Consider the following 19,713-nt stretch of genomic DNA (forward strand, 5'->3'; position numbering starts at 1 on the left):
GCATGTCCGAAAAGAAATAGAAGGAAAAATCCTGTGTTTTAGCTTTGATTATCTATCCCTCGATAGTTTGGTGACCGGCAGCTTTAACGAGCCTGTTCATGATGGCAACGCCAATCCCGGACTCCGGAAACATTTCGCTAAAGATGATATCCGTATCAAGGGCATCAAATTGTCTTAACGTATCGTACAACCCGGCTGCAACCGTATGCAAGTCTGCCAATGATCCAGGCGCTATGACATAATCCGCTTTATATTCAGGTTGATGCTCAGTAGAACATATGACGCCAACTTTCAGCCCATCTTTTCTTTTTTCATCCACAAGTCTTTGAAGAAAAGCTTGATTGCCCTTCACTAAAAAAAGTGGCGCTTTCGGTGCATAATGTGTATATTTCATTCCCGGTGCTTTTGGGGCCGCATCTTTACTTTTCAAAGCGACATCATGCCTTACCGTACCGATGACCGCTTCGATTTGTTCGAGTGTAATCCCACCGGGTCTTAATATAACCGGGGTTTCTACGGTACAATCAAGCACCGTGGACTCAACGCCTACCCCTGTTGCCCCGCCGTCGACGATACCTGCAATTCGACCTACCAAATCATCTTCGACATGCTTAGCGGTAGTCGGGCTCGGTTTCCCCGAAGTATTTGCACTCGGTGCCGCTATCGGCAAGCCACTCTCCTTAATAAGGGCCAAGGCAATCGGATGATTCGGCATCCTGATTGCAACGGACTCCAAGCCAGCTGTCACTATGTCCGACAACTTTCCAGGTTTTCGTTTCATAATGAGAGTCAATGGCCCCGGCCAAAACTCATCCATCAGTTTCCTTGCTTGTTCTGGGACCTCTTCAACTATCTCGTTTAATTGCTTCTCAGAAGCGATGTGGACAATCAATGGATTGTCACTTGGTCGCCCCTTTGCTTCGAACACCTTTTTTACCGCTTCATCACTTTTTGCATTAGCTCCCAAGCCGTAAACGGTTTCAGTAGGAAAGGCTACCACCTGATTGGCCTCTAATAATTCGGCCGATTGTATGATCTGGGGATAACTTTGTAAATTATCCACATCTTTATCCACTAACCAGACTTTCGTTTCCATTATTAACACCTTCACTTTTTTACTTATCTTATTTTTGATAATTGCTTATATATGAACGGTTTTTCAGCCGTTTTAGATGGTTTTTGCTTAAAAGATACTTTGAAAGTATAAAAGAAGTATACACAATATTCAAGTGTTATCCACAAATTGTGGGTAACTACAAGTAAACTGTGGATAATATTGTGGATATTGGCCATTAAAGACTGACTTTTTCGATATTTTGTTAATATGCCTGTGGATATGTACGGTTTTCCCTTTCTAAACCTGAAAATTGGGGACAGTTGCCCCCATTTCAAAAAATCTCATGGAAAATTTCCGCAAAAAGTGACTTCACTTCAACTTCGGATTCATCTTCTCCGTCGTACACTTGTTGTCCCTTATCGGCAGAGGCCGTATATTCGGCATTCTCTACTTCTTCATCCTCTTCTCTCCCCTCCTCCTTCGCCCCTTCTACTATCTTATCCTTCGTTTTTGCTTTCGTGTCCTTTACAGCCGCGGACACTTTTGCCTTTTCCACCGTCACCGTTTCCTTTTCTTCATCCTCTACAATAGGACTTTGGCTTACTGCCGTACCGTTTGAAAAATCAAGGAAGCATAATGGAGGAAACAACACACACCACCAGTTAGCCCCTTCCCCTTCACCAAGCGTAATGATCACCGCTTCGTACTCACCTGCAGGGTATAAATACTGGCCATAAAGCTTTGTGGGAAACTCCGCTTGTCCAAAATCCACGGAAACGGACTGCTCCAAACCATTCTCCTTTACCACTTCTCTGGCCGTGGCCTCAATATCACCCAAATGGGATTGAATTACTTTTCTCGCTTCATCTAATGAGGTAAGATCTTTTACCCACTCGGTAATATCGGCATTCACTTCGTCACGGATCAGGCGTTTAACGGATTGGTCCGCTTCCTTATCGCTGTTAGCCAAAATCCTAAGACGAATCGCCTCATCCGGTATGACCATGGTCGCCTCGGTTCCGACCGCTTCCGCTTTCGGCATGTATATACTTATAATCGTTCCTATTGTTAAGATTAATAGATAAATAATGGCTAAATGTTTAGTTTTCATTACTCTCGCCCCCCTCATACAAACTAGTCTCGCCAATACCCGGCTATCTTAAACTAGTAAATATGATTTAAGGTTCACGATTTTCCAAAAGGAAAAAATCCGTCCCCAACGGAGACGAATCAACTCAATATAGCAAAGACCATCCGATCTTTCCCATTAATATCATGTTCAACGGAAACATCCGCGTGCACAAACGTTTCTTTCAGTAATCCAGCCACAGCTTTCCCTTGTCCTGCCCCCACTTCAAAACCGATGAAACCAGGCACTTGCATGACTTGCGGCAATTGTTCCATAAACCGGCGGTAAAAATCGAGTCCATCGACACCTGCAAATAAAGCACGATGGGGCTCATGATCCGTTACGACCGTAGACATCGTCTTTTCATCTTCATCCGGGATATATGGAGGATTCGATAAAAGGATGTCCACCTTCTTATTTTGCTGGATGAAGGGCTGAAGTAAATCACCTTGGATAAATTGCACATCCGCATCCAGTAATCCAGCATTCCTTCGCGCCACCTCAAGTGAAGGTGCTGCGATATCCGTGGCCGTCACGTGCAGTCTTGGTTCCTCCAGTTTCATCGTTATGGCAATTGCTCCACTACCCGTCCCGATATCTGCCATATTCAGCTTCTGGGCCCCTTTAAAAATGCCGGGAAGTTTTCGAAGCGTATAGTATATCAATTCTTCCGTTTCCGGTCTGGGAATCAATACTTCTTCATTCACAAGGAAGGTACGGCCATAAAACTCCTCGCTTCCGATTATATACTGGACCGGTTCTCCTTTTACGTGTTGCGCCACTCCCGACTTGAATTGTTCAAGCTGTTCTGGACTGAGTTCTGTGTGCAGATTGGCCAAAAGTTGCGATCTCGTCTGTTTTAAATAATGTTGCAGCAAAATCTCTCCCGCATTGGCATCGCGACCATTCTCCATTAAAAAAGAAGAAGCCCACTTCAGGGCTTCATATACTTTCACAACCGGATTATTCATCTGCATTTTCCAGCCTTGATGATTGATCTTCCATGATCAAGGCATCCACGACATCATCCAGCTTTCCTTCCATGATTTGATCCAGCTTTTGAATCGTTAAGCCAATCCGATGGTCGGTAACACGGTTTTGCGGGAAATTATACGTGCGGATTCGTTCTGAACGGTCCCCTGTACCAACCGCAAGCTTCCGGTTCTGGTCATATTCTGCCTGTACTTCGCGATTGATTTTGTCATATACCCGAGCCCGTAATACTTTCATCGCTTTGTCTTTATTTTTGATTTGTGATTTTTCGTCCTGACAAGACACTACCGTATTCGTTGGTATATGTGTTAAACGTACGGCAGACATGGTCGTGTTAACACTTTGCCCTCCAGGTCCGCTGGATGCAAAAGTATCTACACGTACATCCTTATCATGGATTTGTATTTCCACTTCTTCCGCTTCTGGTAAAACGGCGACCGTTGCCGTTGATGTATGAATTCGTCCACCCGACTCCGTTTCAGGGACACGTTGAACACGATGGGCTCCATTTTCAAACTTCAACTTGGAATAAGCACCATTCCCATTGATCATGAAAATGATTTCCTTATAACCGCCAAGCCCGGTAGGACTCGCTTCAATGACCTCAGTCTTCCAACCTTGCACCTCAGCAAAACGGCTGTACATGCGGTAAAGACTTCCTGCAAATAGAGCCGCTTCATCTCCGCCTGCCGCTCCACGTATTTCCATGATAACGTTTTTGTCATCATTAGGATCTTTCGGAATCAGCAAGATCTTCAGCTTTTCCTCGAGTCGTTGTATCGTGGATTCGAGTTCACTGATTTCTTCCTTAACCATATCGCGCATATCCGCATCCAATTTATCCTCAAGCATTGCTTTAGCTTCCTTGTGTTGATCCCGGACCTCTTTGTATTCCTTATAAGTGGAAGCCGTTTCCTGAATACTAGCTTGTTCCTTCGAATATTCCCTTAGCTTATTCGTATCATTGATGATTTCAGGGTCACTCAATAGTTCATTCAATCTCTCATATCTATCTTCTACTGCTTGCAGTCGATCAAACAAGTTATTCACCTCTTAAGTTATCCAACACCTACTTGGCATGATGTTGAAAGGATCTTTTTATTTCTACATATAATTAATTCAGTGCCCCATTCGAGTTCACTTCTAAGGTTAATTATAGTATAGGTGAATAATCAACGTCAAAGCTGATTCAAATATGTGGTTATTTCTTTACTTTCACATCTATATTATATTGGGGAACGGCCCGTAAGATAAGATCCTCGATCCGTCTCTTTTCCTTTTCTCTTTCCTGATCCGTCTTTATTTTGCCTTTGGCAAGGACGGTCACATGAATCGTATTGCCATTATGCCACACCATCCCAGTATCATAATCGGTTTCCGATTTAATGACCGCCCGGATTTTATCTACTTCTTGTCCCATTGAGGGTGAATTATTACTTGTATGATGAGGTGTATTCAGCAGCTGATCAGACGGGCGTTCCGTTTCATTGTCCCAATCAGGAGTGACATTTTTCATATGATTACCAACAAATTCTTGACCATTTCTAGTTTGATCTCCGTATTCTGAATCATTATCAATTGCATTGTCATTTTGACCGCAAGCTGTCAATATACTAAGAAAAACAGCCGCCAAAAAAGGCAAAGTGATTTTCATGTTTTTACCTCCATTAGGTTATGTCTTATTAGAGTGCTTCCTCTTCAGCATTCCCAAAATGAAGGTAAAAGTTTCTTTAATTCTCTTCCATGTATTGGGATGACCTTTCTTCTATATGTTCCCTTTACCTAATAAAAAATGCCCTAGGATCGGAATCCTAGGACATCGTTTTACATTCATATTTGTTCTTTTACTTCCACCGCTTGTTTACCTGGAACTTCGTGATGATGACGGCAACGGGGCTCATATGACTCCGATGCACCAACAAGAATGATGGGTTCATCATAGGAAGCAGGCGAACCATCAATCAAACGCTGAGTCCTACTGGCAGGTGACCCACATACTTCACATACAGCTTGCAGCTTCGTAACGGATTCAGCAAGTGATAATAAAGTAGGCATGGGGCCGAATGGTTCACCTCTGAAATCTTGGTCCAGTCCAGCCATAATCACTCGATAACCGCTGTCCGCAAGATGCTGGGCAACCCCGATAATTTCAGGATCAAAGAATTGAACTTCATCTATCGCAATAATATCCAAGGGCTGATCCAGATACTTAAATATATCTGTTGAATGGGCAATCGGCTTTGCCATCACGGAGGAACCGTTGTGTGATACGACAGCCTCTTCCGCATAGCGGTTATCTATAGCTGGTTTAAAAACCGCTATACTCTCTTTTGCAAATTGAGCACGGCTGACCCGTTTTATCAATTCCTCAGATTTACCTGAAAACATGCTTCCGCAAATAACCTCGATCCAGCCTGTTTGTTTCATTACATACATGGAAACAGCTACTCCTTCCACCTGTCGATCCCTTGGCCATAATTTTTTTGGACCCGGTTTTATATAAAATCTCATTAATTTTCAGAAAAGAAAAAAACAGGCAAGAAGAATACTTGCCTGTTTTTTGAAAGTCCGGCTTATTTAATACCGTATTTTTTGTTGAAGCGATCAACACGTCCGCCAGCTTCAGCGAATTTTTGACGACCAGTGTAGAATGGATGGCATTCTGAACAAGTCTCAACTTTGATTTCTTCTTTAACTGAACCAGTTTCAAAAGTATTCCCGCAAGAGCAAATTACTTTTGATAGTTTATAATTTGGATGAATTCCAGTTTTCATTCTTTTCAGCTCCTTCTGCCCTGAATCATTCGAAACAGAGTTATATACTTCAAGATGAGGAAAATGCATCCTCACATTTATTGTAAAAACACATGACCTCATTATAGCAATTTAAAACTCGTTGTGCAACATTTTGTTTTCAACCTGTTTAAGAGCGCTTTAAACTCGATGATCCTTTTTTCATTTCAAGCATCTCTTCGTCCAACTTACTGAAAAATTCCTCATTGCTTTTTGTCTGTTTTAGACGGCGAAGGAATTTCTCTGCAAAATCTGGGGAATCGGACATCGTTTTACGAATGGCCCAAAGCTTATCCAAACGGTCTTTCGGAATTAATAATTCTTCTTTACGGGTACCTGAACGGCGAATGTCAATCGCAGGGAAAATGCGTCTTTCAGCAAGGGAGCGGTCTAAGTGAAGCTCCATATTCCCCGTACCTTTAAATTCTTCATAAATAACATCATCCATACGTGATCCAGTATCTACCAAAGCTGTAGCAAGAATCGTTAAGCTACCGCCTTCTTCGATGTTCCTGGCTGCTCCAAAGAAGCGTTTCGGCCGATGGAATGCAGCTGGATCAATCCCACCCGATAACGTTCTACCGCTTGGGGGAATCACTAGGTTATAAGCACGTGCCAAACGAGTAATACTATCCATTAGAATGATGACATCGCGTTTATGCTCAACTAGGCGCATTGCCCGTTCCAATACCAGCTCAGCCACTTTGATATGGTTCTCCGGCACTTCATCGAATGTCGAACTAACGACGTCACCAGCCACTGAACGTTCAATATCCGTTACTTCTTCGGGGCGTTCGTCAATGAGTAAGACAATTAACTCCGCCTCGGGATGATTCGTTGTAATGGCATTGGCCATTTCTTTAATCAACATCGTTTTACCCGCCTTAGGGGGAGCCACGATTAACCCACGTTGGCCAAACCCGACAGGAGCAAGGACATCCATAATTCTTGTTGATAAATTCTTCGTCGTTGTTTCTAATGTAATCTGTCTATTTGGATACAACGGAGTCAACCCAGGGAAATGGACACGTTCCTTAGCAGACTCAGGATTGTCGCCATTAACGGCTTCTACATGTAATAATCCATAATAGCGTTCGTTTTCTTTCGGCGGCCTAACCTTTCCGGATACCTTATCACCATTACGCAAATCAAACCTGCGGATTTGGGAAGCTGAAATATAGATATCCTCCGAGCTTGGAGAGTAATTAATCGGACGCAGGAAACCAAATCCCTCTGAAGGGATAATCTCTAAAACACCTTCCATGAATAGAAGGCCATCTTGTTCGGCTTGAGCTTTTAGGATCGCAAATATAAGTTCTTTTTTCGACAGCTTGCTGTAATAAGAAACTTTATATTCCCGTGCATGCTCATAGAGATCTTTTAATTTCATGTTTTCTAAATTGGAAATCGTTAAATTCATCATGACACCACACTTTTATTAATTAAACGTTTTCACCCATACTGAAAAAGGATTGGTTTGTTAAATGGAAGAGAATCCACAATCCATGTACCTGACCAGAGTTTTCGTAGAAAGGATGATACATTTTACATGTAAAGAAGAAAATTATTTGAAGGCTTCTTGAAGTTTGGAGTGAAAGGGCAGAATTAAATCAATTAGTAGAACAAGCTTTATTTTACTTTTTTTAATTAAATTATTCAACTTAATTTTTTAAAAGAGAAAGCGTGCATGAAACACGCGCGCTTTCCCTCATAACTATTCAAGAGTAAATGGTCTTATCTAATCAAGCCGTTTGGCTTCATTTTCAGAATATGGCGTCCATCGATGAAACGGACCGTTCCTGATTTGGCACGCATGACCACGGATTGTGTCTCGCCATGATGAGCCTTAAATTGTACGCCACGAAGAAGTTCACCATCCGTAACGCCAGTCGCAGCAAAAATCGCGTCATCACCACGGACAAGGTCTTCCATTCTCAAGACTTTACCAAGATCAAGTCCCATTTTCCCACAGCGTTTCACTTCTTCTTCATTTTGAGGAAGAAGCTTACCTTGGATTTCTCCTCCAAGACATTTTAATGCTACAGCTGAAATGACTCCCTCAGGAGCTCCACCAGATCCGAATAGAATATCAACACCTGTATGATCGAAAGCCGTATTAATGGCACCGGCTACATCTCCATCGTTGATCAACTTGATACGGGCACCCGCATCGCGAAGTTCTTCGATGATTTTAGAATGGCGTTTACGGTTCAAGACCGTAGCTACCACGTCTTGAATATCCTTATTTTTCGCTTTGGCAACTGCCTTAAGGTTATCTAATACGGATGCATTGATATCGATCAGGCCTACCGCTTCAGGACCGACGGCAATTTTATCCATATACATATCAGGAGCATGCAGCAAGTTCCCTTGATCGGCAACAGCCAAAACTGCTAGTGCATTCCATCCGCCTGATGCAACGATATTCGTTCCTTCTAAAGGATCGACTGCAACATCCACTAGTGGTCCAAGGCCTGTACCAAGTTTCTCACCGATATAAAGCATGGGTGCTTCGTCCATTTCCCCTTCACCGATAACGACCGTACCTTGCATGGGTATGCTATTAAAAACATCCCTCATCGCCGTTGTTGCCGCATCATCTGCTTCTTCTTTCTTTCCTCTACCCATCCAACGCGCAGATGCAAGAGCAGCCGCTTCCGTTACACGGACAAGCTCCATCGACAAACTTCTTTCCATTTTTCGTTCCCCCTCAATGTGCAAACATGTTTTATTTATATAATAGTATAGCACATTAAAGCATATAACGTAACACAATAAGGCAATAAGAAAGGGATCAGCTTTTCAGCTGCTCCACTTCTTCTTCTGTCATTTTTTCACGCCAGATCGTTGCACCTAAGCCAGAAAGTTTCTCTACAAGATGACTATATCCACGGTCTATATGTTCAAGACCCGTCACTTCCGTTATTCCTTCTGCCATTAAACCTGCAATTACCAAAGCTGCTCCTGCACGCAAATCGCTCGCTTTTACCTTTGCCCCATGAAGTTGGACCGGGCCGCTAATGATACCCGTCCTGCCTTCTGCTTTAATCTTTGCATTCATGCGGCGTAATTCGTCTATATGCTTAAAGCGTGCTCCGTAAATCGTGTCAGTCACCATGCTTGAACCGCTCGCTTTTGTTAATAACGACGTAAAAGGCTGCTGTAAGTCAGTCGGGAACCCTGGATAAACCAAGGTCTTTATATCAACAGATTTCAGGACCTGACCAGGAGCCACAAATACTTGATCGTCCCCAGCTTCGATACCGACGCCCATTTCCCGCATTTTGGACGTGAGTGACTCTAAATGTTGGGGAATGACATTATCGATCAATATGCCCTCACCAACAGCAGCAGCTAGAATCATGAAAGTTCCCGCTTCTATCCGATCGGGGATAATCGTATGTTTGCACCCATGAAGGCTATCCACACCATCAATCCGAATGATATCCGTTCCGGCTCCCTTGATTTTCGCTCCCATATTGGTCAACAAGGTAGCAACATCAATAATTTCTGGCTCTTTTGCTGCATTTTCAATTACGGTCCGCCCTTTAGCCAAGACAGCAGCCAACATGATATTGATCGTTGCCCCGACACTGACTACATCCAAATAGATACGGGCACCACGTAACTCTTCCGCCCTTAAATAAATGGCGCCTTGTTCATTCGTCACTTGTGCTCCTAGTGCTTCGAACCCTTTAATATGCTGATCGATTGGACGAGGTCCTAAATGACATCCTCCAGGCAGTCCAATTACAGCTTTTTTAAATTTCCCTAGCATCGCACCCATCAAATAATAAGAGGCACGCAATTTTTTCACCTTTCCGTTAGGTAGAGGCATAGAAATCATTTTGCTGGGATCGACAGTCATTTCACCATCGTTAAAAACAACAGTACCGCCAATTTCCTCCATTAATTCTTTTAGCATCTGTACATCAGAGATATCCGGCAGGCCTTCTATCGTGACTGGGGAATCTGCCAAAATCGTTGCAGGAATTAAAGCGACAGCACTGTTTTTCGCACCACTGACCCGAATGGTCCCCTTAAGAGGATAACCACCGGCAATTTTAAGTTTTTCCATAATGAACTCCCTTCCACGCTAAGCACTCAAGAAGCTGTATTTTAAATAAAAGTAATATTTTACCACAAGAAAATTGCGTAATCCGACATCATTCACTATCTAGTTTCTTAGTTTACACAAAAATAGAAAAGTCATGTAGAAAAATGAGAAAAATTTCTAATTTTTTTCTTTTTCATCCAATACTCAGCATTCTTTTGCAACTTAGCGGTAGGATTCATTATGCTTCTGTACGAGAGTTCCAGTCTTTCAAGAATGCTTCGATCCCTTTATCCGTTAAAGGATGGTGGAATAATTGCATTAACACTTTATAAGGAATTGTTGCGATATGAGCTCCGTTTAACGCAGCTTGTGTGATATGCATCGGATGGCGAATTGAAGCCGCGATGATTTCTGATTGGATGCCATGGATTGTAAAGATGTCTGCGATATCGGAGATTAAGTCCAATCCATTTTGACCGATATCATCTAAACGTCCTAAGAATGGAGACACATATGTCGCTCCTGCCCTAGCAGCAAGTAACGCTTGGTTGGCACTGAAAATAAGGGTAACATTCGTTTTAACCCCTTGTTTTGTTAAAGCTGCAACAGCCTTCAAGCCATCCGGTGTCATTGGTACTTTGATTGTGATATTTGGTGCAATGGCAACTAGTTCTTTTGCCTCTGCCATCATTCCTTCAAAATCAAGGGAGATAACTTCTGCAGAGACAGATTCCTTTACAAGGCTTGTAATCTCTTTTAGACGATCATGAAAAGAAACGCCTTTTTCTCTTGCTACAAGAGATGGGTTAGTCGTAACCCCTCCTAAGACACCAAGTTCGTAAGCTTGTTTAATTTCTTCCATATTAGCTGTATCAATAAAGAATTTCATGAAAAGTTCCTCCATATGTAAATGAATTTTACGTGCTTGTACACTGCATTTTAATGGTTTGATGAACGAAGGGCAATACCGCCTTGTTCCTATGTCGCCATCAGAGAACAAAAAAATCTCTGATGGACAAACTTCCTTTTAAAAAAAATTAAGCTTTGTTATTGGAACCGAATTCGCGAATTTTGCCAATGACCGTTTGTTTGATTGCTTCCCGACCAGGTCCTAAGAATTTGCGTGGATCATATACATCCGCATTACTATTTAAGACTTCTCGAACAGCTTTAGTGAAAACGATTTGGTTTTCCGTATTCACATTTATTTTTGATGTTCCCAGTGAAATGGCTTTTTGGATATCTTTTGTCGGAATACCAGTGCCACCATGAAGCACAAGCGGTTTTTTAGTTAGATCACGAACCTCTTCCATTTCCTTATACCCAAGGTTCGGTTCTCCTTTATATGGACCATGGACAGAACCCAATGCCGGAGCAAAGCAGTCTACATCCGTTTCCTTAACAAGAAGTTCACATTCCTTAGGATCTGCATAAACGACACCATCTGCGATGACGTCATCTTCTTGTCCACCTACTGTTCCTACTTCAGCCTCAACGGACACATTGCGGGCGTGAGCGAATTCCACAACCTTCTTAGTCGTTTCAATGTTCTCTTCAATCGGGTGATGGGAAGCATCGATCATTACTGAAGTGAAACCAGCCTCGATAGCTTCTTTACACTTATCAAAGCTAGAACCATGGTCAAGATGAATGGCCACAGGTACGGTGATTTTCATATCTTCCATTAAACCTTGAACCATCATCACAGTTGTTTTGAATCCACCCATGTGACGGGCAGCCCCTTCAGAAACACCAAGAATGACCGGCGATTTTTCTTCTTCTGAAGCAGCCAGAATAGCTTGCGTCCACTCCAGGTTATTAATGTTAAATTGACCTACTGCATACTTTTCATCAAGAGCTTTATTCAGCATATCTTTCATGGAAACTAAAGGCATTTGATTTCCTCCTAATAATGAATGTATTGTTGAAAGTTGTTTCTATCTAGATATTCCCGAAAACTAAAGCATCATACACATAATAACCAGAATATCTCTACTCGTTTAGCATATCAATACATGAAAAAAACAGCAACAAATTGACCATATCACTTAAGCTTCACACTAAAAAAACACGGCTATCTTAAAGAAGATGCCGTGACGCTTCTTTATTGAGAAAAGATCCATAAACCTAGTTAACTAGATTGGATGGGTAAATATTCACGGACAGCATTTCTAATATCATCGATGTCAAAAGGCTTTGCAAAATGAGTCATCGCCCCTAAGTCCTTTGCTTCTTGTATCATGTCAAGTTCTCCATACGCCGTCATGATGATGACCCGAATATCGGGATCGACCGCTTTCATCCGCTTCAAGATTTCTATCCCATCCATACCGGGTATCTTCATATCCAACAATACAAGATCAGGTGAATCATTGTTAAGAACTTCTAAAGCCTGAATGCCATTCGCAGCTTGAAACGTTTCATACCCTGCTTTATGTAAGACCTCGTTCAATAAAATTCGAATCCCAAACTGGTCATCGACAATTAATATTTTCCCTGACATTTAGCCACCTCTGTTCTCTATTTGTAATGTGAAAATGAATCAGATAATAGATCCCCCTTATGGGTAATTAATTTGGCTTGCTGCAAAACTTCTTTGGAGTTCTATGTCTCTATGTTCATATTCAATAATTGTAACAAAATTCCTGCTATAAGAGTAAATTGATTTTAATTTTTCGGATGACCTTTCTGACAGATAATGACTCGAATGACTGGAAATCTGTTAAAGAAACAAAAAGTCCTTTATAATAGGGGTACTATTTTTTAAAGGAGTTCCTAAATATGTTGAAGATATTTTCTACACAGTTAAGTGGTGTATTTAAGAAGATCATGGAAAAGGATTCTTTCGAAATGGAGGATGCCGGACGCCTATTAGCTCAGGCCGTGGTCGGAGATGGGTCCGTTTTCATTCATGGATTCGGGGAAATGCAAGGAGTTGTTGCGGAAAGCCTTGAGGGGGAGGAACCTTTTCCAAAAGCTAAAAGATACACAGATGATAGTAGGATTTCCCACGAGGATCGGCTTCTGTTATTCAGTCGTCACTCAGATGATCCAGAAGCCATCAAATTTGCTGAACGACTTCATCAGGAAGGCATACCTTTCGTTGCCGTTTCAACCGTGGTTCCATCCGAAGGAACCACACTGGTGGAGCTTGCGGATGTCCACATTGATTTACGCATCCAACGTGGATTAATCCCGGATGAAACGGGAAATCGTTACGGTTACCCGACTCTCATCGCTGCCCTTTTTGCTTATCATGGGATTAAGTTTACGGTCGAGGAAATCATACAAGAATATGAAGATGAATCCGAAGGTTGACCCGACTTCTAGACCAAAACAAAAAAAACAGCCAAACGGCTGTTTTTTGTTTTTATTATTTTTCGTTATGTTTCAAAGACATACCCACAAAGTCACGGAATAGTGGTTGTGGACGGTTTGGACGTGATATGAATTCCGGATGGAATTGTGATGCCACGAACCAAGGGTGATCTTGCAATTCTACGATTTCCACTAAACGGCCATCTGGGCTTGTACCAGAGAAGACGAATCCTGCCTCTTCCATGGCTTGGCGATAATGGTTGTTGAATTCATAGCGATGGCGGTGACGTTCATATACGACTTCATCGTTATATGCCTCATATGCTTTTGTACCTTCGATAAGCTTACATGGATATAGACCAAGACGTAACGTACCACCCAAGTCTTCCACATCTTTCTGTTCTGGTAGAAGGTCAATGATTGGGTCTGGTGTATCTGCATTGATTTCTGCTGAATGCGCTTCAGACAAACCTAGAACATTGCGTGCAAATTCGATGGATGCCAATTGCATACCCAAGCAAATACCGAAGAACGGCGTTTTCGTTGTACGTGCATATTCGATTGCTGCGATTTTTCCTTCGATTCCACGATCTCCAAATCCACCAGGGACAAGGATTCCATCTGCATCTTTAAGCAATTCAGCAACATTTTCTTTCGATACATCTTCGGAATTGATCCAATCCACTTCAACGTCCGCATCAAATGCGTATCCTGCATGTTTAAGTGCTTCGACAACAGAAAGGTATGCATCTTGCAATTCAACATATTTACCAACAAGGGCAATTTTCGTTTTCTTCGTCAAAGAAGTAACTTTTTTAACAAGTTCTTTCCAATCTTCCATTTCTGCCACTCCACAATCTAGTTGTAGGTGGTCGCACACAATCTGATCCATATTTTGCGCTTGAAGGGCAAGCGGGATTGAATAAAGTGTATCCGCATCAAGACACTCGATTACTGAATCTTTATCGATATCGCAGAATAAAGCGATCTTATCCTTCATATCTTGTGATATCGGTCTTTCAGTACGTGCTACGATGATATTCGGTTGAATACCAAGACTGCGTAATTCCTTAACACTATGCTGTGTTGGTTTTGTTTTCATTTCACCGGCAGCTTTAATGTAAGGAACAAGAGTACAGTGAATATACATGACGTTATTGATTCCAATGTCACTTTTGATTTGACGAATGGCTTCAAGGAATGGAAGAGATTCGATATCGCCGACTGTTCCACCGATTTCAGTGATTACGATATCCGCATTCGTTTCGTTTCCTGAACGGAAAACCCGTTCTTTGATTTCATTGGTAATATGAGGGATAACTTGAACAGTTCCGCCTAAGTAGTCTCCGCGACGTTCTTTTCGTAAAACGGTTGAATAAATTTTACCTGTTGTCACATTGCTGTGTTTACCAAGATTGATATCGATAAAACGCTCATAGTGACCTAAGTCCAAATCCGTTTCGGCGCCATCATCCGTTACGAACACTTCACCATGTTGGTATGGGCTCATTGTTCCTGGATCCAAGTTGATATATGGGTCGAATTTTTGAATTGTTACATTTAACCCTCTATTTTTTAAAAGCCTTCCTAGAGAAGCTGCTGTTATCCCTTTTCCCAAAGAGGAAACTACTCCACCCGTTACAAAAATATATTTAGTCATCTCATATCCTCCTATGAATGTTTTCATCAACTGCCGTTCTCTTGATTCCATTGAACCTTCTGCCTTTGTTTATTCCGGCAGATATAGACGAACAAACCAGGTCTTACAATCTTATCTCTTAGAAGTAACCAAGAATTCGGACGGTAAGATGGGGTATGCCTGGCATGCCAATTAGATAAGTTCCCTGTGTTTAACATGAACTTTTTACTGATATCTATAGTTTTTACCACTTTACGCGTATTCATTGTAAAAATAAAAAAATGATGTCATTTTAACATTCCATCATCAAAAACAAAAACGCTCCTCTTACAAAAAAGTAAGGGAGCGATATAATTTTAAGATTGTGTCCTTTTTTAAGGAGCCCAAAAATGATTCTACAAATTTCGCCTTAAAAAGTCAAGGGGCGATTATTTATTTCTCTTTTTCGTCGTCTTCTTCATCTTCGTCTTCATCTTCGTCGATTTCGAAAACTTCATCTTCAATAATTTCCTCTTCTAAATCGTCGTCATCATCCACGTCGTCTTCTAAAAGTACTTCGTCGATAACTGCGCCGCCTAAGATTTCATCATCGTCGTCATCGTCATCATCTTCATCCAAGTCATCAATATCTTCCTCGAAATCAAGATCTTCGTCTTCAATATCATCGAAGTCTTCAACGACCACTGCAGCTTTCTTCGCTTTCTTTTTCTTCTTCACTTTTACAACGTGCACAACTTCTTCTTCAATTTGGTCAACCGGGTACCAAGTTTTCAATCCCCAACGGTTTTCCCCAAGTGAAGTAAATCGGCCATCTACATTCAAATCCGTATAGAACTGGGCAATTCTCTTTGCCACTTCCGCTTTTGATAAATGCTGAAGTGAAGCTATTTCACTCATTAAGTCTTTAAATAGAATGGGTTCGTTTTTTTCAACCAACACTTCATATGCGATTTCTATCAAGGACATTTCCATAATTTGCTCTTTCGAGTATTTTTTCAAACTCAAGTTCCGCACTTCCCTTCTCTATTCGAACACGACTAGTCATGTTTTTTCACATAAAAAAATAATCTAAAACAGTATTTCGGTAAAATAACGACAATTCCTGCTAGACATATTATCCATTATAAACAATCTAAATGGGTTTATGCTAGTTCTATCTGATACTTTCACAGATTTTCCCTACTGGCTTATAAAAACTAAATCTATTTCAAGGAAGGTATAAGGGAAAAAGCACCCACAAATAACGTTAAAAAAGATTTGAGATTGATGTGCGAATTAATCCTTATTTTTTAACATCAGTATCTTCGAGTTGATTCTACCAATCACAGATAGGGGTGAATCATCATCTTTGCCCCTTTTCAAGGAATTTATAAGGTAAATGTTTCATTTTCCGAAAAATGATGAAAATTGGTTCTGAAAAAGGAGCATCCCTTAAGGATACCCCTTCCCTTTTACATATTTCTTCTGTATTGTCCGCCAACCTCATATAATGCACTTGTTATCTGACCCAAGCTCGCGACTTGCACGCACGCCATCAGTTCGGCAAAAATATTTCCCCCGTTCATTGCCGTGTCCTTTAATCGGTTCAAGGCTTCCTCAACACTTTCCTTGTTTTCTTCCTGGAATGCACGAAGATTCGCGATTTGCCCTTCTTTTTCCTCTTTTGTAGCTCGGGCAACTTCCATGCTGTTCACAGCTTCTTCTGTTGGGGGATTCGGATTCAAATACGTATTCACCCCAATGATTGGGAGTTCCCCTGTATGTTTTTTCATTTCATAATGCATGGATTCATCCTGAATCTTCCCTCGTTGATACTGGGTTTCCATGGCGCCCAACACACCGCCTCTATCATTAATGCTATCGAACTCCCTCAAGACGGCTTCCTCGACTAGTTCAGTCAACTCTTCAATAATGAAGGCACCTTGCATCGGATTTTCATTCTTGGATAGTCCATGTTCTTTCGTGATGATCATCTGAATGGCCATGGCACGGCGTACAGACTCTTCTGTAGGCGTAGTGATGGCTTCGTCGTATGCATTGGTATGAAGCGAGTTGCAATTATCTTGCAGGGCCATTAAGGCCTGTAGAGTTGTCCGTATATCATTGAAGTCGATTTCCTGTGCATGCAGGGAACGTCCCGATGTCTGGATGTGGTATTTTAGCTTCTGGCTGCGTTCATTGGCACCATATTTATCACGCATGACTGTCGCCCATATTCGTCTCGCGACCCTTCCGATAACAGTGTATTCCGGGTCAAGGCCGTTGGAAAAGAAAAATGACAGATTTGGAGCAAAGTCATTGATATCCATGCCGCGGCTTAAGTAATATTCGACATACGTAAAGCCATTCGCCAAAGTGAAGGCCAATTGGGAAATAGGATTGGCTCCCGCTTCTGCGATATGATAGCCGGAAATCGAAACCGAGTAATAATTCCGGACCTTTTTATCTATGAAATATGCTTGGATGTCCCCCATCAGCCTTAAGGCAAATTCAGTAGAGAAGATGCAGGTATTTTGCCCTTGATCTTCTTTGAGAATATCAGCCTGAACTGTCCCACGGACCGTTTGAAGCGTATAATCCTGAACTTGTTCATATTCTTCCTTTGTGAGCGAACGGCCTAATTCCCCTTCTTTCAGGCGAACTTGCTGTTCGATTGCCGTGTTCATGTACATGGCCAAGATAATGGGCGCAGGGCCATTGATCGTCATGGACACCGAGGTGGATGGGGCGCATAAATCAAAGCCGGCATACAATTTCCTCATATCATCCAACGTGCAGATGTTGACGCCACTTTCTCCTACCTTCCCGTAAATATCCGGCCGGTAATCAGGGTCTTCCCCATATAACGTAACCGAATCAAAGGCGGTGCTAAGGCGTTTTGCATCATCATCTTTAGATAGGTAATGAAAACGGCGGTTCGTTCTATCCGGTGACCCTTCGCCGGCAAACTGGCGCTTGGGATCCTCCCCCTCGCGTTTGAATGGGAAAACTCCGGCCGTATACGGGAAATGGCCAGGTACATTTTCTCGATAGACCCACCCTAGTATCTCCCCATAGTCTTCGTATTTAGGAAGGGAAACCCTTGGGATCATTAACCCGGACAAACTTTTCGTCTTTAGATTTGTGACGATTTCCTTATCCCTGATTTTCGTGACAAGCTGTGTGGCCGAATATTTCTCTTTTAACTCGTTCCAGCCAGTCAGGATGGCTTTCGATTCGGCCGATAACTTGGAAACGGTTTCTTTTTTCGATGCCTCAAGTGACTCCATGACAGCTTCCTCACACCCATTTTCCTTGACCGCCACTATCGCCCCTTCCAGCTGGAACAATCTTCTTGCCAGTTTGACTTGTTCACGGGCCTTCTTATGATAATTCCGGACCGTCTCACTGATTTCACGTAAGTAGTACCGCCGGTCAGTTGGAATGATGACATTCTGCTTGTAGACATCCGCTTCTTTTGAAAAAGTCGTGCTCCAATTCGTCCCGGCCTTTTCATTTAACTTTTCGATAAGAACGGCGAATAAAGCATTCGTGCCTGGGTCATTGAATTGCGAAGCGATGGTGCCATATACAGGCATTTCAGAAGTGTCTCGATCAAATAAAGTGTGGCTTCTTTGATACTGTTTCTGAACCTGATTTTTAGCATCTTCAGACCCTTTACGCTCATATTTATTGATGACGATCAAATCGGCATAATCGATCATGTCAATTTTCTCAAGCTGTGAAGGGGCTCCGAATTCACTTGTCATGACATACATGGACACATCGCAAATCTCGGTAATGCCCGCATCTCCCTGGCCGATTCCACTCGTTTCTACGACGATTAAATCAAAGCCTGCCGCCTTGACCACTGAAATGGCATCTTGAATGGCGAGTGAGAGCTCACTTTTTGAATGGCGAGTCGCCAAGCTTCGCATATAGACTCGATTGGAAAAAATGGCGTTCATTCGGATCCGGTCACCAAGCAACGCCCCGCCAGTTTTTTGTTTTGTCGGATCGACAGAAAGGATCGCCACATTCTTCTCCGGAATTTCATTGAGGAAACGTCGGATCAACTCATCAGTCAGTGAGCTTTTCCCAGCTCCTCCCGTTCCTGTAATGCCGAGCACCGGCACCTGTTTTTCTGATGTCTTGACCTGTTCAAGGAGACTTTCTACTGTTGCGGCTGATTCCTGGGCGGCGTCGAGCCTATTTTCTGCACAGGTGATATATTGGGCAACCGCACTCGTTTCTCCTGCAATCAGTTCATCAAAACGGTCCTGCAAGGATGGCTTTACTGTCGAGAAGTCACACTCTGCCATCAAAACGTTGATCATTCCCTGTAGCCCATACTCGCGGCCCTCATCAGGAGAGAAGATACGGGCAATCCCATATTCATGGAGTTCCTGAATCTCCCTTGGTAAGATGACACCGCCGCCACCAGCGAATATTCGAATGTGTTCGGCTCCCTTTTCTTTCAATAAGTCATACATATATTTAAAGTATTCCACGTGCCCACCTTGGTAGGATGACATCGCGATACCCTGGACATCCTCTTGAATCGCTGCATTCACGATTTCCTCGACCGAGCGGTTATGGCCTAGATGAATGACTTCCGCCCCGCTTGCCTGAAGAATCCTTCTCATAATGTTAATGGATGCATCATGGCCATCGAATAAACTCGAAGCCGTCACGAACCGAATATGGTTTTTAGGTTGATACACTTCAATTGTACTCATTTGACTCCTC

17 protein-coding genes are annotated in these 19,713 nt (G+C 42.4%); 1 reads left to right on the plus strand and 16 read right to left on the minus strand.

What is annotated here, in order from left to right; all coding sequences use genetic code 11:
• Positions 1-52: 52 nt before the first annotated feature.
• From ACIQXR_RS05715 to ACIQXR_RS05775, 13 genes are all read right to left on the minus strand, one after another.
• A complete protein-coding gene (locus ACIQXR_RS05715; RefSeq protein WP_402954893.1) occupies positions 53-1,096 on the minus strand; it encodes an L-threonylcarbamoyladenylate synthase in 1,044 nt (347 codons plus the stop codon).
• A gap of 292 nt (positions 1,097-1,388) precedes the next feature.
• The gene (spoIIR, locus tag ACIQXR_RS05720) at positions 1,389-2,168 is read right to left on the minus strand and encodes a stage II sporulation protein R (RefSeq protein WP_402954896.1); all 780 of its coding nucleotides are present in this window, start codon (positions 2,166-2,168) and stop codon (positions 1,389-1,391) included.
• 119 nt (positions 2,169-2,287) lie between these two features.
• The gene (prmC, locus tag ACIQXR_RS05725; protein ID WP_402870297.1) at positions 2,288-3,157 is read right to left on the minus strand and encodes a peptide chain release factor N(5)-glutamine methyltransferase; all 870 of its coding nucleotides are present in this window, start codon (positions 3,155-3,157) and stop codon (positions 2,288-2,290) included.
• The gene (gene prfA / locus ACIQXR_RS05730; protein ID WP_402870294.1) at positions 3,150-4,220 is read right to left on the minus strand and encodes a peptide chain release factor 1; all 1,071 of its coding nucleotides are present in this window, start codon (positions 4,218-4,220) and stop codon (positions 3,150-3,152) included. The genes prmC and prfA overlap by 8 nt, the downstream gene beginning before the upstream one ends.
• A 160-nt stretch (positions 4,221-4,380) precedes the next feature.
• Positions 4,381-4,833, minus strand: coding sequence for a hypothetical protein (locus ACIQXR_RS05735; RefSeq protein ID WP_402954899.1), 453 nt, complete (start codon positions 4,831-4,833; stop codon positions 4,381-4,383).
• A gap of 176 nt (positions 4,834-5,009) precedes the next feature.
• A complete protein-coding gene (locus tag ACIQXR_RS05740) occupies positions 5,010-5,615 on the minus strand; it encodes a thymidine kinase (RefSeq protein WP_402870289.1) in 606 nt (201 codons plus the stop codon).
• 137 nt (positions 5,616-5,752) lie between these two features.
• Positions 5,753-5,953 carry a 50S ribosomal protein L31 gene (rpmE, locus tag ACIQXR_RS05745; protein WP_034315847.1) on the minus strand — a complete coding sequence of 67 codons (201 nt, stop codon included), beginning with the start codon at positions 5,951-5,953 and terminating at the stop codon, positions 5,753-5,755.
• 148 nt (positions 5,954-6,101) lie between these two features.
• The gene (gene rho, locus ACIQXR_RS05750; RefSeq protein ID WP_402870287.1) at positions 6,102-7,391 is read right to left on the minus strand and encodes a transcription termination factor Rho; all 1,290 of its coding nucleotides are present in this window, start codon (positions 7,389-7,391) and stop codon (positions 6,102-6,104) included.
• A gap of 314 nt (positions 7,392-7,705) precedes the next feature.
• Positions 7,706-8,668 carry a class II fructose-bisphosphatase gene (gene glpX, locus ACIQXR_RS05755; protein ID WP_402870284.1) on the minus strand — a complete coding sequence of 321 codons (963 nt, stop codon included), beginning with the start codon at positions 8,666-8,668 and terminating at the stop codon, positions 7,706-7,708.
• Positions 8,669-8,765: 97 nt separating this feature from the next.
• Positions 8,766-10,049 carry a UDP-N-acetylglucosamine 1-carboxyvinyltransferase gene (locus tag ACIQXR_RS05760; protein WP_402870281.1) on the minus strand — a complete coding sequence of 428 codons (1,284 nt, stop codon included), beginning with the start codon at positions 10,047-10,049 and terminating at the stop codon, positions 8,766-8,768.
• 217 nt (positions 10,050-10,266) lie between these two features.
• Positions 10,267-10,917 carry a fructose-6-phosphate aldolase gene (fsa, locus tag ACIQXR_RS05765; protein WP_402870279.1) on the minus strand — a complete coding sequence of 217 codons (651 nt, stop codon included), beginning with the start codon at positions 10,915-10,917 and terminating at the stop codon, positions 10,267-10,269.
• Positions 10,918-11,065: 148 nt separating this feature from the next.
• Positions 11,066-11,923, minus strand: coding sequence for a class II fructose-bisphosphate aldolase (locus ACIQXR_RS05770; protein WP_402870278.1), 858 nt, complete (start codon positions 11,921-11,923; stop codon positions 11,066-11,068).
• 236 nt (positions 11,924-12,159) lie between these two features.
• Positions 12,160-12,531, minus strand: coding sequence for a response regulator (locus ACIQXR_RS05775; RefSeq protein ID WP_402870275.1), 372 nt, complete (start codon positions 12,529-12,531; stop codon positions 12,160-12,162).
• Positions 12,532-12,809: 278 nt separating this feature from the next.
• Between ACIQXR_RS05775 and ACIQXR_RS05780 the strand changes: the two genes are divergently transcribed.
• Positions 12,810-13,346 carry a DUF2529 domain-containing protein gene (locus ACIQXR_RS05780; protein WP_402870272.1) on the plus strand — a complete coding sequence of 179 codons (537 nt, stop codon included), beginning with the start codon at positions 12,810-12,812 and terminating at the stop codon, positions 13,344-13,346.
• Between the two features lie 55 nt (positions 13,347-13,401).
• Here the strand turns inward: ACIQXR_RS05780 and ACIQXR_RS05785 are convergent, their stop codons facing one another.
• The 3 genes from ACIQXR_RS05785 to icmF form a co-directional block, all read right to left on the minus strand.
• Entirely contained in the window at positions 13,402-15,006 is a 1,605-nt protein-coding gene (locus tag ACIQXR_RS05785) for a CTP synthase (RefSeq protein WP_402870269.1), read from the minus strand.
• Positions 15,007-15,417: 411 nt separating this feature from the next.
• Complete coding sequence (gene rpoE / locus ACIQXR_RS05790; RefSeq protein WP_402870265.1) at positions 15,418-15,990, minus strand: DNA-directed RNA polymerase subunit delta; 573 nt, start codon at positions 15,988-15,990, stop codon at positions 15,418-15,420.
• A gap of 446 nt (positions 15,991-16,436) precedes the next feature.
• Positions 16,437-19,703: a fused isobutyryl-CoA mutase/GTPase IcmF gene (icmF, locus tag ACIQXR_RS05795; protein ID WP_402870262.1), complete on the minus strand. Its 3,267-nt coding sequence runs from the start codon at positions 19,701-19,703 to the stop codon at positions 16,437-16,439.
• Positions 19,704-19,713: the final 10 nt, after the last annotated feature.

Origin of the sequence: Peribacillus sp. NPDC097224, from assembly GCF_044761985.1 — a bacterium.
Lineage (GTDB): Bacteria > Bacillota > Bacilli > Bacillales > DSM-1321 > Peribacillus.

Coding starts and splice junctions, on each gene's coding strand:
- ACIQXR_RS05715 (WP_402954893.1), bottom strand. CDS start 1,096: ATGGAAACGAAAGTCTGGTTAGTGGATAAAGATGTGGATAATTTACAA.
- spoIIR (WP_402954896.1), bottom strand. CDS start 2,168: ATGAAAACTAAACATTTAGCCATTATTTATCTATTAATCTTAACAATA.
- prmC (WP_402870297.1), bottom strand. CDS start 3,157: ATGAATAATCCGGTTGTGAAAGTATATGAAGCCCTGAAGTGGGCTTCT.
- ACIQXR_RS05735 (WP_402954899.1), bottom strand. CDS start 4,833: ATGAAAATCACTTTGCCTTTTTTGGCGGCTGTTTTTCTTAGTATATTG.
- ACIQXR_RS05740 (WP_402870289.1), bottom strand. CDS start 5,615: ATGTATGTAATGAAACAAACAGGCTGGATCGAGGTTATTTGCGGAAGC.
- rpmE (WP_034315847.1), bottom strand. CDS start 5,953: ATGAAAACTGGAATTCATCCAAATTATAAACTATCAAAAGTAATTTGC.
- rho (WP_402870287.1), bottom strand. CDS start 7,391: ATGAATTTAACGATTTCCAATTTAGAAAACATGAAATTAAAAGATCTC.
- glpX (WP_402870284.1), bottom strand. CDS start 8,668: ATGGAAAGAAGTTTGTCGATGGAGCTTGTCCGTGTAACGGAAGCGGCT.
- ACIQXR_RS05760 (WP_402870281.1), bottom strand. CDS start 10,049: ATGGAAAAACTTAAAATTGCCGGTGGTTATCCTCTTAAGGGGACCATT.
- fsa (WP_402870279.1), bottom strand. CDS start 10,917: ATGAAATTCTTTATTGATACAGCTAATATGGAAGAAATTAAACAAGCT.
- ACIQXR_RS05770 (WP_402870278.1), bottom strand. CDS start 11,923: ATGCCTTTAGTTTCCATGAAAGATATGCTGAATAAAGCTCTTGATGAA.
- ACIQXR_RS05775 (WP_402870275.1), bottom strand. CDS start 12,531: ATGTCAGGGAAAATATTAATTGTCGATGACCAGTTTGGGATTCGAATT.
- ACIQXR_RS05780 (WP_402870272.1), top strand. CDS start 12,810: ATGTTGAAGATATTTTCTACACAGTTAAGTGGTGTATTTAAGAAGATC.
- ACIQXR_RS05785 (WP_402870269.1), bottom strand. CDS start 15,006: ATGACTAAATATATTTTTGTAACGGGTGGAGTAGTTTCCTCTTTGGGA.
- icmF (WP_402870262.1), bottom strand. CDS start 19,703: ATGAGTACAATTGAAGTGTATCAACCTAAAAACCATATTCGGTTCGTG.